The sequence below is a fragment of the Paenibacillus sp. KS1 genome (assembly GCF_001680695.1).
Classification (GTDB): Bacteria; Bacillota; Bacilli; order Paenibacillales; family Paenibacillaceae; genus Paenibacillus_B; species Paenibacillus_B suaedae.
In genome coordinates this window covers 19,979-31,995 of record NZ_MAIS01000028.1, presented here as the reverse complement: position 1 = coordinate 31,995, position 12,017 = coordinate 19,979, and the positions used below count along the sequence as shown (strand labels likewise).

The 12,017-nt window shown below is 47.3% G+C and carries 10 protein-coding genes and 1 pseudogene; 2 read left to right on the top strand and 9 right to left on the bottom strand.

Going from position 1 to position 12,017, the window contains the following annotated elements:
* Positions 1-32: 32 nt before the first annotated feature.
* From BBG47_RS11585 to BBG47_RS11560, 6 genes and pseudogenes are all read right to left on the bottom strand, one after another.
* Positions 33-353, bottom strand: a complete 321-nt coding sequence (locus BBG47_RS11585; protein ID WP_021255301.1) for an STAS domain-containing protein — start codon at positions 351-353, stop codon at positions 33-35.
* 117 nt (positions 354-470) lie between these two features.
* A pseudogene (locus BBG47_RS11580) lies at positions 471-1,661 on the bottom strand (response regulator); the annotation flags it as partial.
* 11 nt (positions 1,662-1,672) lie between these two features.
* The gene (locus BBG47_RS11575; RefSeq protein ID WP_065291846.1) at positions 1,673-2,539 is read right to left on the bottom strand and encodes a CheR family methyltransferase; all 867 of its coding nucleotides are present in this window, start codon (positions 2,537-2,539) and stop codon (positions 1,673-1,675) included.
* Between the two features lie 48 nt (positions 2,540-2,587).
* Positions 2,588-5,974 carry a response regulator gene (locus BBG47_RS11570; RefSeq protein ID WP_065291845.1) on the bottom strand — a complete coding sequence of 1,129 codons (3,387 nt, stop codon included), beginning with the start codon at positions 5,972-5,974 and terminating at the stop codon, positions 2,588-2,590.
* Between the two features lie 20 nt (positions 5,975-5,994).
* A complete protein-coding gene (locus BBG47_RS11565; protein WP_021255305.1) occupies positions 5,995-7,137 on the bottom strand; it encodes a SpoIIE family protein phosphatase in 1,143 nt (380 codons plus the stop codon).
* 175 nt (positions 7,138-7,312) lie between these two features.
* Positions 7,313-7,909, bottom strand: a complete 597-nt coding sequence (locus BBG47_RS11560) for a DUF948 domain-containing protein (RefSeq protein ID WP_065291844.1) — start codon at positions 7,907-7,909, stop codon at positions 7,313-7,315.
* A gap of 223 nt (positions 7,910-8,132) precedes the next feature.
* On the opposite strand from BBG47_RS11560, the gene BBG47_RS28940 reads away from it, so the two are divergent.
* Entirely contained in the window at positions 8,133-8,294 is a 162-nt protein-coding gene (locus BBG47_RS28940; protein ID WP_083189240.1) for a DUF1328 domain-containing protein, read from the top strand.
* A 104-nt stretch (positions 8,295-8,398) separates the two neighbouring features.
* Here BBG47_RS28940 and BBG47_RS11555 read toward each other — a convergent pair whose 3' ends face one another.
* The 3 genes from BBG47_RS11555 to BBG47_RS11545 form a co-directional block, all read right to left on the bottom strand.
* Entirely contained in the window at positions 8,399-9,805 is a 1,407-nt protein-coding gene (locus tag BBG47_RS11555) for an L-cystine transporter (RefSeq protein WP_065291843.1), read from the bottom strand.
* A gap of 73 nt (positions 9,806-9,878) precedes the next feature.
* Positions 9,879-10,334, bottom strand: a complete 456-nt coding sequence (locus BBG47_RS11550; RefSeq protein ID WP_065291842.1) for a MarR family winged helix-turn-helix transcriptional regulator — start codon at positions 10,332-10,334, stop codon at positions 9,879-9,881.
* A gap of 91 nt (positions 10,335-10,425) precedes the next feature.
* Positions 10,426-10,998, bottom strand: coding sequence for a hypothetical protein (locus BBG47_RS11545; RefSeq protein WP_021255310.1), 573 nt, complete (start codon positions 10,996-10,998; stop codon positions 10,426-10,428).
* Between the two features lie 249 nt (positions 10,999-11,247).
* Here BBG47_RS11545 and BBG47_RS11540 point away from each other — a divergent pair, with 249 nt between their 5' ends.
* On the top strand, positions 11,248-11,895 hold the full coding sequence (locus tag BBG47_RS11540) for a hypothetical protein (protein WP_065291841.1): 648 nt from the start codon (positions 11,248-11,250) through the stop codon (positions 11,893-11,895).
* Positions 11,896-12,017: the final 122 nt, after the last annotated feature.

The window sequence follows — 12,017 nt, the reverse complement described above, 5'->3', positions numbered from 1 at the left end:
ATTCTGATTCAGTCCCTTTCATCGTTCATTTGTTAGGCTTGTGGGGTCAGAAATTTCGAAATACCTGTCATATCAAATAGTTTTTGGACATGTGTCGGTACATTTACAATACGGAAAGCTGACTTCTGCTCATGACGCATCTTCAATATCGAGATCAAGATTCCAATCCCTGTGCTATCAATATACGTCAGCTCTTTTAGATCTAAGGTAAGCTCTGTGTTCGCATCGTTCACAATCGGTTCCATCGTGGAACGAAACTCTTTCGCTGCTGCCAAATCCAAGTCTCCACAAGTCTGGACAATTACTTGTCCCTCTTGCTGTACCGTCTTAACTGCAAACTTTTTTCCGTTCATCATGTTCCTCTCCTATACATAGGTAAACTTGTTAAATGTACTTTATTGGTAAATAACCTTCTTCATCTAAATCGAAACAATGGGAAAAGAATGCGGCGGCTACTCGCCACATTCCTTCAACCATACGTCAAATGTAAATAGGGCACCTTCTGGTACCGGTATGGCACGAATATCCCCGTCCATCAATTGGACAAGCGACTTGCAAATGGCAAGCCCCAATCCACTTCCGCCATACTTGCGGTTCATAGAAGAGTCAAGCTGTGCGAATGGCTGGAACAGCCCTTCCATCTTATCGACTGGAATACCGATTCCTGTATCCCGTACATCGAACCGGACATGGAACTTATTGCCTTCCCCCGTGCGCTTCGTTTCGATGATGGACACATAAATGCTGACATTCCCACGATTCGTAAATTTGACTGCATTTCCTACGAGATTAATAAGGATCTGTCTGACACGCAGCATATCTCCATACAATAACGCTGGCACATCCTCATCCATTGAATACGACAAGGTCAGCTCCCGCTTATTCGCCTCGACCATGAACAGCTCATAAACTTCTATAATGAGCGAGTTCGTATCGAACGGAAATTCTTCTAATTCCAGCTTGCCTGATTCCATCTTGGTGAAATCAAGAATATTATTAATCGTCCTGATCAGTGTATCGGCACTCTTGCGGATCAACTCCGCATAGTTCGATTGCTCACTCGTCAGCTCAGTATCGAGCAGCAGATCAACCATTCCGAGCACCCCGTTCATCGGCGTTCGAATCTCATGGCTCATCATTGCTAAAAACTGTGTTCTAGCAAGTGCCGCGCGTTCCGCTGCTTCCTTAGCAGCTGCCAGCTCACTATTCATCCGCTCAAGTTCCTTCGTTTTCTGATGGAGAAGCATCTTCTGCGCCTGCAGCCGCTTCTGTGCCAGGAATATACCAACGAAGCTATGAATCTTCGACTTCAAAATATGAGGGACGAATGGCTTGACCATATAGTCAACCCCGCCCGCTGAGTATCCAGCAAATAAATGCTCGGTTTCCTTATAGTTCGCCGATACGAATATTATCGGAATATTCTTCGTCTTCTCGCGAGCCTTAATCCATTTGGCCGTCTCGATCCCATCCATGCCTGGCATTTGAACATCCAGCACAATAACGGCGAATTCCTCTTTCATCAAGTGGCGCAAAGCTTCCTCGCCTGAAGTAGCCTTGACCAAGCGATAGCTTTCCTCGGACAATACGGCCTCAAGTGCAAGTAAATTCTCGCGCCTATCGTCAACGAGCAAAATATTGATTGGTTCCAAGGTGTTCACAATTGTGCCTCCTATCGTATTTTACGATAAATCTTCTCGTTACGATCGATCTCCTCGTATTGAGATTCTCTCCCTGTAAAATGCAAGGATTCCTTGCCTCCGACAATAAGCACACCTAGTGGCGCCAAGCTCTCATAGAAAAGATCATGAACCCGGTTGCGCAGCGGCTCATTAAAATAAATCATTACATTGCGGCATAGGATGACGTTAAACTCATTGAAGGATCGATCCGTTGCCAGGTTATGCTCTGCAAAAATTACATTTTTACGCAAGTAAGGATGAATAACAACGCCCTCTCCAGAAGCCGTATAATATTCGGAGAAAGAGCTTGTCCCGCCCGCCTCCAAATAATTTTTGGTGTATGTGCGCATTTTGTCCATCGGGCATACGCCTTCTTTGGCTTTCTGCAGCGATAGCGGATTCATATCCGTTGCATACAGCCTGGTCTTCTCATACAGCCCTTCCTCATGAAGCAGTATCGCCATGGAGTATACTTCCTCTCCTGTCGAGCAACCCGCATGCCATATCCGAATATACGGATACGTACGCAGCATAGGGACGACCTGTTGACGAAATGCCAAGAACATGGAGGGATCCCGGAACATTTCGGTAACGGGGATTGACAGGCTGCGGACAAAACGCTGCAAGCAATCCCGATTATAGAGTACTCGGCCCTGCAGCTCCGAGATCGTGTCTACCTTTTCCTCATGCACTTGATGCCAAATGCGCCGTTTGAGCGAAGGATACGCATAGTCCCGGAAATCATAACCATAGACTCGATAAACCCCTTCTAACAGCAATTCAATCTCAATGCGTTCTCGGTCCGAATCCTGGGGCCTTCTTCTCTCATCATGTAAACCGAGCCCGTTTCCGTTCATATCTTATCCTTGCTCCTTCATTCATCATGTCAACATATTGCTTACCTGTTATTTATATAACCATACTCGCATCAATGAAAGCAGCTGTTCCGTCTGAAATGGCTTGCTGACATAGTCTGACGCTCCTGCCTCAATGCACTTATTGCGATCTTCTTTCATCGCCTTCGCCGTCAGTGCTATGATCGGCAGCTTCTCGAATCGAGGCTGTTCGCGAATGCGGCGCATCGCTTCATAGCCATCCATCTCCGGCATCATCATATCCATGAGAACGAGGTCGAAATTCTCTTTCCCATCCAATGCTTCAAGTGCTTCGCGTCCATTTTCAGCATACACGATATTCATATCGTACTGCTCTAGCACGCTTGATAGCGCAAATACATTGCGCACATCATCATCGACGAGCAGTACCCGCTTGCCTGACAGCAGCATATCGCTTGGTCCCTGGTTTTCTTTTTCATCGCTTGGCTGAACCTCCTCCGAACGCTTCAAGAGAATCATCGTTTCTTGCAGCAGACGTTCAGGAGACTTCACATCCTTAATAATGATGCTCTGTGCGCGCTTCTTCAGTTCTGTCTCTTCCTTCGCATCCAGCAGTTTTCCAGTGTATACAATGATTGGGATACGACGGATTCGGGAATGGTGACTAATCTCATCCATTAATTCAAATCCTGTCATATCAGGAAGCAGCAAATCCAGCACCATGCCGTCGAACTTCTCTTCCCCGAGTACCTTAAGTGCTTCCGTCCCGGTTGAAACCGCGGTAACGGCTACGTCCGCTCCTTCAATTAAGGCAATTAGAGACTGTCGCTGCGGACCATCATCTTCTACGATCAGCAGCTTCTTCTCCCCAAATGGCCACTTATGTCCGTCCACTTCTTCAGAAACAGCGACTTCCTTGAGCAACGCTTCTTCCCAAGCAGTAAGAGGCATACCCTCATGGTTCGCAGATACCTGCGGCATATGAGGCTTGACGAGCTTACTGCGTTCCTCTGATGTATGCCCCTCTTCGCCCTCTACGGTTAGTGCCGCTTGGGCTTCTGCGATCGCCTTTTCATACAAAGCAACGGTGGAGTTAACTGGAATCGATGAAGGCTCTACCGCCTTCATCGGCAGGAAGAAGGTGAACGTACTGCCTTCCTTCTCTCGACTAACCAGCTGAAGCTTGCCGCCAAGCAGTCTTGCCAACTCTCGGCTGATGGACAGACCGAGCCCTGCGCCGCCGTAATTTCGGCTAGTTGTACCATCCAACTGCTGGAACGCTTCGAAGATCAAATCTTGTTTATCTTTCGGAATGCCGATCCCGGTATCTACAACATGTATCGCCAAATAAGGCTCATCCGCTTCCTGAAGCGGGGAAGGCAATTGCTCCGGCTTCGCCTTCGTAATGTGAAGGGTTACTGAGCCCTTCGTTGTGAATTTAAATGCATTTCCAATCAAATTGCGTACAACCTGCTTCACTCGATGCCCATCAGTTACTAGGGAGCTTGGCAGATCTGGATCTATCTCTACCTTGAACTCAAGCCCTTTCTGCTCTGCAATTGTCTCAAAGCTGTCGCTCATAAAGGAGGCCAATTCGCTCAAATAGACAGTTTCAAAATTCAACTGCATCTTGCCTGCGTCGATCTTGGACAAATCCAAGATTTCATCAATCATTTTAAGCAGATCCGAACCGGACATGTTAATCGTACGCGCATACTCGACCTGCTTCTGTCCCAAGTTCCCTTCCTTATTCTCCGCCAGCAATTGGGACAGCACCAGCAGGCTGTTAAGCGGAGTACGCAGTTCATGAGACATATTAGCGAGGAACTCAGACTTGTACTTCGAAGCCAAGGCCAACTGCAATGTCTGGCGTTCCAATATCGTTCGCGCCCCTTCGAGCTCTTCGTTCTTCTCTTGGGTTGCCAGCATCTGTTCTTCCAGCGCACGTGTCTTCGCGATCAGTTCCGTATTGTAGTGTTCCAGTTCTTCCTGTTGACGCTGGAGCATCTCCTCAGAACGCTTCAATGCTTCTGTGTGCGATTCCAGATGCTCGTTCGAGCGCTTCAATTCTTCCTGTTGTGTCATCAGTTCCTCAGACTGGCATTGCAGTTCTTCGGTAAGCGCCTGTGACTCACGCAGCAATTCCTCTACACGCAAGCGTCCGGAGATCGTATGCACGATGACTCCGAGCTTCTGTGCGAGCTTTTCGAGCAGTCGATGCTGTACTGGTGACATCTTCGTCAATGATGCCATCTCTAGCACCGCAATCACTCTGCGTTCGAACATAATCGGGAATAAGATAAGCTCAATCGGTTGAGATTGACATACGCCCGATTCAATTCGAATGGAGCAATCCTTCATTTCGCTTATAATGATTGGCTTCTCATCCACGACACATTGACCGAGCAGACCTTTCCCAACAACTATTGTTCGCTCAGCCTTCAAATCGTCAGTAGCTGCATAAGTACCGAACAGTTCGAATACATCTGGATGATCCGTCTCATTCCGAATATACAGGGCGCCATATTGTCCACCAAGTGTCGGCACGAACTCGCTTATGAACATCTGCCCCACCTGATTCAATGTAGCGGCTCCATTCAGAAGCTCTGTAACACGTGCTGCATTTCCATCGATCCATGCCTGCTCTTCTTGAGCCTTCCGATACAATTCCTCATTCTTCTTGCGTGCTTCCAAGTCTTCTGCCATCCGCTTGAACACTTGAATGACTTCTCCAATCTCATCATTCGTATGCGGCTCAAGCTTGCGCACAATACGAAGCCTTCCACGGGCAAGACTGCGCATCATGATGGACATCGTATTCAAATTCCGTGTCACACTCGGGATGACCCACAACATAATCGCGCAGGAAACGACAAGCCCCAGCACCATTATACCGGCCGTCAAAGTAATCGACTGCTCGTAATGCTTCTTCGCTTCCAGCACCTGATTGTCAATCGACATCTCATGATGATTGGCCAAATCGGCCACACTGTTTTTCAAGTTGCGTTGATATTCCAATCCCTCTTTATTTCGCAATGCGTTGGCTTCTTCATATTTATTATTGGTGGTGAGCTCTACTGACTTGTTGACGAATTCGTCGTACTTGTCCCAATCGCGTATCGCCAGCTCGATGAGCTTCTTCTCTTGCGCCGTTGAATATTGTGCCGTCAACTCCCTGAACGATTTAACAATATCATCACGGTAAACCTTCCCTTTTTGCAACAGTTCTTCGCCGTTAACATTCGGGTTTAGCATATCGGTCACCAGCACGCTGGCGATATTGTCCATGTCGTCCCGAATCAAAAAGGCAAGTTCCACTTTGCGGAAGCTGTCCGTATAAATCTGATCCAGATCCTGCTGCAAGCTGCTCATGCGATCATAAGACACCCAGCCAAGTCCGGATATGATAAGCATGAACAGAACGAAGCCAGCGATTAATTTCGTGCGTAACTTCACTGTCTGCTCCTCCTTCTAAATCAATGAACATCCACCCAAATCAGGCACTTGTCATCCTCACTGTCCTCATCAGAACCAGGTGCAAACAGCTCGTCCCATGAACTGCTCTGCAGCGTCTTCTCGTGTCGAAGAATATTGGCAATGCGCTCCATAGCCTCTTCCACGCTGTTGCCTGCCGTTTCCATTAACCCATCCGTATACATTGCAATTCGAGCACGTGAGTCGCATTGTACTTCTTTGGTCTCTACTTCAAGCTCTGGGAACATGCCTACTGGATATCCGGTAGATTCCAAGGTTATGAGCTCACCATCCTCCATCATGACAACGCCAGGAGGGTGTCCTGCGTTCGCATACTGGATGCATCCCTTATTCGTATCAACAACCACATATAATGCCGTCATATAATAGAGCATTAAATTCCCGTTCATATGAAGCTGATGGAATTTCGTATTCAATCGCTTAAGCACAAGATCCGGCTGTTCGATCTGCATAACGGCGTCCCGTAGAACGGAAGCAATGAACATACACAGCAGCGCAGAGGATACGCCGTGCCCCATAACATCGATTATGATAATTCCATATCTGCCTTGGCCCAGCGGGAACCAAGCATACAGATCTCCCGCCAGCTCCTCAGAAGGCTGATATAGTGCGTTGATCGTAATATGTTCATCTTGATAAGGCTCTGTCAACACAGAGCTCTGCACCTTCGCAGCCAAGCTTAATTCATCGCGAATATGGCGATCACGTTCCTTATGCCAATCCTTCTCCCGCTTCAAGCGCAGCGCTAGCCGGATTCGAGCCAGCAGCTCCACCCTGTTAATCGGCTTCGTGACGTAATCAACCGCACCCGCATCCAATGCCTCTGCGAGCATATTGGAATCCCCAATCGCCGTTACGATAATAATCGGAATGTCCCGAAGCTCAGAGTATTGTTGGATCGTGCTGCAAGCTTCCAGTCCATCAATCTCCGGCATCATCATATCCAATAAAATAAGATCAATATCCGGTACATACATAGGCCCAAGAGGCCCATCCATCCCAAGAACTTGATACATCTCATGGGCTGACGAAGCAGTCTGCACTCCGTCATAGCCAGCTTTACGAAGGATTTCCCGAATGAGCATGACATTCGTCGGATTGTCATCAACGACGAGAACGTTCATCATACTCTCCTCCCCTCATCGATTATGATATAGTTCGTGCCTTTTCGACATAGCCCCCCATAATTCCCAACTACCACTATACCGGAAAAGGCCAAAGAAGATCATCTCTTTTTGTTACTTGCCTGTGAAAAAAAACGAGAGCCGGTTAACCAAACTGTTAACCGGCTCTCCCGCACTATGCGCGCTGTCTCCACAATTGCCACAGCTTCGTCCCAATATCGACCCATTCCTTCCAATCCTGCTGTTGGCTAGCTGTGGAATGGGAATGGCCTTGTCCCTGCGGTGATTGTTCACGTTCTTGCTTATGCTCGGCTTCACCCAGTGGATCCTGTGTTATCACAGCAGTATCCGCCTGCAGCGGTGCTGATACAGGCGCAGACGCTGCTGCCTGATGCTCCTTAGACACTCGTCTATCAGGGGTGGGCTTACGTTCAAATCGCCCTGCGGCTCGACGTACCCCCTTAACCAGTCCTACTGATACCTGCTTCGCAGCGATTGAGATCTCGTTCAAGGCTTCACCAGCATGTTGAACAGAGTCCATCACTGGTTCCATTTTCTTTAATTGCTCTGACAGCTCTAGAGAGAGTTCATTCGCATTTTTGGCGACACCTTGCAAGTCGCCACTCAATAAATTCACGGTCTGCTGTACTTGCTCAAGCGTATCGGCAGCCCGCTCCAGAGAGCGCTTGGCTGACAGCAGTGTTTGAATCAGATAGAACACCAGTACCGCGAACGCTGCTGCTGCAAGTAATGCACTAATTTCCAATAACATAGATGAATACCGCCTTTCTCCGCATTCCCAAGCATAACACATTTTTCCGTATACCAATTATGAATTAATACCCTGAAAGCAGAACTGTGAAACAAAAATACCCAATTGTTTAGCTGTCCTCCAGCTGTGGTAATCATCATGCAAGCCACGACAATCGAGCAGCATAGACAAGCTACTCGGCCCAAGCCTATTTTCGCAACTTTCTATCAAGGAGGAACTGCTTATGCTTACATGGTCAGCTATATTTTTAGTAATCGCTGTAATTGCAGGAGTATTTGGTTTTTTTGGGATCGTCGCAGCAGCAGCATCCATCGCCAAAGTACTGTTCTTTATCTTCCTCGTTCTGTTCATCATCTCCCTTGTGACGGGAAAACGAGTGTCATAATCACCATATCGCTCTATGCAACATACAAGAATAACAAAAAAGGCTCGTCCGTATGACGAGCCTTTAGCCTTTTGTAATGCTTAACCGTTCATATCGATATTCAACTAAGATTCTTCCCCGGAAGGTGAACGGATCTCACCACGGAGAAATGCTTCCTTGTCCCACTGTCTTAACCAACGAGAGGATAATACGCCCGCCAGCATAGATCCATTTACATTTAGCGCGGTGCGCCCCATATCAATTAGGGGCTCTACAGAAATTAACAGTCCCGCCAAGCCAACCGGCAAATTCATCGAGGACAGCACGATTAGTGCGGCAAATGTAGCTCCTCCTCCAACACCCGCAACACCGAAGGAACTGATCGCAACAACTGCTATTAGCTGCAGAATAAACCATGGATCGAGCGGATTCGTTCCCACAGTAGGTGCAATCATGACGGCCAGCATGGCAGGGTATATGCCGGCACATCCATTCTGTCCCATTGAAGCGCCGAACGACGCACTAAAATTCGCAAAACTCTCCGGTACTCCAAGTTTATCCCGCTGTGTCTCCACATTGATCGGAATAGAACCTGCACTTGTACGTGACGTAAAGGCAAATACCAAGGCAGGAGTTGCGAGCCTCACGTATCGTGCAGGCGATATCCCCGATAGCCCAAGAAGCAGCAGGTGAATGATAAACATGACAATCAGTGCAACGTAAGAAGCAATTACGAATCGGCCCAACTTCCATATCTCCGCTGGTGCTGTCGTAGACACAACGCGAATCATCAACGCAAGTACACCATACGGCGTTAATCGAAGCACCAATGTCACCATCCGCATAACAACCGCGTGTAGCGAATCAATGATAGAGGTGAACATGCGCCCATGCTCAGGCTTCTTCCTAGCCACACCTAATGCTGCAATTCCAACAAAGGCAGAGAAAATAACAACTGCAATGGTAGAAGTTCTTCTTCCCTCTGTCATATCGAGAAATGGATTCGTAGGTATGAACTCCAGTACCTGCTGCGGGATCGTCATATCACGCACTTCTCCGACCTGTTCACTCAAGTGCTGCCCACGTTCTGTCTCTTGTTGTCCCGCCTCCATATTCACAGCGGACAAATTGAAGGCCAGCGCAGATGCGATGCCGACAGCAGCTGCAACGGCAGTCGTCGCGATCAGGATGCTTATAATCAATGCACTCATCCTGCCAACACCCGTTCTCGTCGTCACATGCAAGATCGCGGAAATGATAGATACGATAATCAGCGGAATGACGACCATATGCAGCAGACGTACATAGCCACCACCCACGATATACACCCAATCGTTGAGCACACGTACAATACCATGCCCAGCTCCATATAGCTGCTGGAGAATCGCTCCATATACAATCCCTAAGCCGAGCCCAGCAAATACCCGCTTCGTAAAGGACACATGCCTCTTCTGCATGACATACAGCATATAGAGGAGTCCAAGCACAACAACAGCATGAACGATCAACCACCAACCGTTGCTCACGGTCATTTCACTCCTTGGTCGCAGGAGGCGCGGACATTCTCATGTCCATAATTCCATCCAGCATCATGTGATGCTATTATTACTCCCCAACTTGTGATATTTCATCCAGATTGAGGTTGACTTGCTGACAGATGTGAATGAAATGAAGCAAGTCTTCATCTGGAATTCCTTCAAAGAAGCGCGCGTACACAATCTCACGCTGTATTTCCACCGCCTTGACCTTCTCATGCCCGGCTTCTGTCAGCTCCAAATAATTGATGCGACGATCAAGTGCATCTCGATTGCGTGTAACATATTGCAGCGAGGTGAGCTTATCGGTTATGCCCGTCACGGCTCCCGGTGTCAAGCGAAGCTCCTTTGCTACATCTGTTACTTTCATTGCCCCATTGCGAAATAGAAGATTCAGTACTGCAAATTGAGTCATATTCACATTGAGATTATGCAGTTCCAAATGCCGATCCCATTGGGCGCGCATCCCACGCAACATAGAGCGGAAATTCATCTGCAATTGGAGCAGTTGTTCACGATTAGGCAAACTGTCACGTCCTTTTCTATCGTCCTATCTAACACACCAATCCTAACATGAACCTAGCAATCAGCAACAAATAGGCTCATCTTACTCCGTACTAAAGCTTCAGCCCAAAGCGGAACTTCCAGCCATCTTCTAAGAACTTCACTTCTTTTACTTTAACCAAATGCGGCAGCTCTGACGATAGGGAAAATTCCTTCGTCTGCAATGACAGCCATGAGAGAGGGATTGAAATGTCCTTCACGCGGGCATCAGTCGGCACTACACGTACCGATTGACTGCTATCATCCCACTCCAATTGGAATGTAATCTTGAGTTCTGCTTGAACATAAGAGATAGGCTCCAATTGAATCGTTGCTTCCAATTCATTGTTCGCAAGCTCTGTCTTCATCCCACTAATATTCCACTTTTCCTTCAACGAGCGATAAGGTTCTGTCTCCTGCATATGCTTGGATACCAGTCCATTAATCTCTTCTTCGCTAAATTGTATCGTAAGAGAACGATTGTGCACGATTTGCTCCAAACGTTCTGACAAGGACACATCCACTTGAGGAGGCCAGCCTAATACCGTAGTCGGTTGAATGTAAAAATACGCCGCTCCAGCAAGCAGAATAAACAATACGATGACCGTCAACAATCCACGGCGCAGCCATTTCCACAATGTCTTCACTCTTATCATCCCTTCCAAAATATTGTTTCACTACCATGTAAACCGGTTACATACTAAACAAGGCGGGGGGAACATTCCTTATGTCACCTATAAACGATACCTTCATGTCCTCATCGCAAACTTCAATATCCTCGAGAAGGCCTAACATAAAGTGGGTATCTGACAACAAATCCAGTAACAAGTAATCGGAATGTTCACCTTAGCAGTAAACCATACCATTGTATAACCATGAGAGAGGAGAATTCAATAATGAAGAAATTAGTGGCAGTGATGGCTATGACTTTAACGTTCAGTACGATAGCTGCAACAGGAGCATTTGCCGCACAAGCAGCAGATACAACTGGAGTTGTTACGACAGAAACCAAGTTCGTAGACCTGGAACAAAACACGACTCTCTATGATTCGATCAGCGGTAAAAAAGTAGGCCTCTTGGAGCCTCAGGTGATTTCAATTGAAGCAGCATCGAAGGATGAGCACAATACGACTTGGTATCGGGTGTTTACATGGATGGGAACAGCGTGGATAAAAGACCCGAATGCCTACTCCAAACTCGTTGCAGTCGGCCCCAATACAACCATATATAACATGCCTAACGGCAAGCAGACGGGCAATCTTGCAGCGCAGACACTTCCTATTATCAATGAGCAAATTGATGAGTCCGGATTTACCTGGTATCAGATCAATAGTTATCAAGGCAAAGCATGGATACTGAATCCAGAACAAAGCCAGCGTGCCAAGTTAACAGCAATAACTCCACTCTATCAAGCCATTGATGGCAAGAAGGTTGGAGAATTGAAGCCGCAGACGGTAAGTGTGCGTACAGTGAAATATGATGCAAAAGGAAAGCGCTGGGCCAATATCCCGACTTGGAAGGGAAACCTGTGGATCAGATGGTAATCTGCAGCTCCTGCTAAGCGAATATTCGAATTTACAGGTATTGACATAAATAATTGCTGTGAATATAATAGTCGTAACAACTATCTAGGACGACGAAGAGACATAACCATTGTATTGCATCC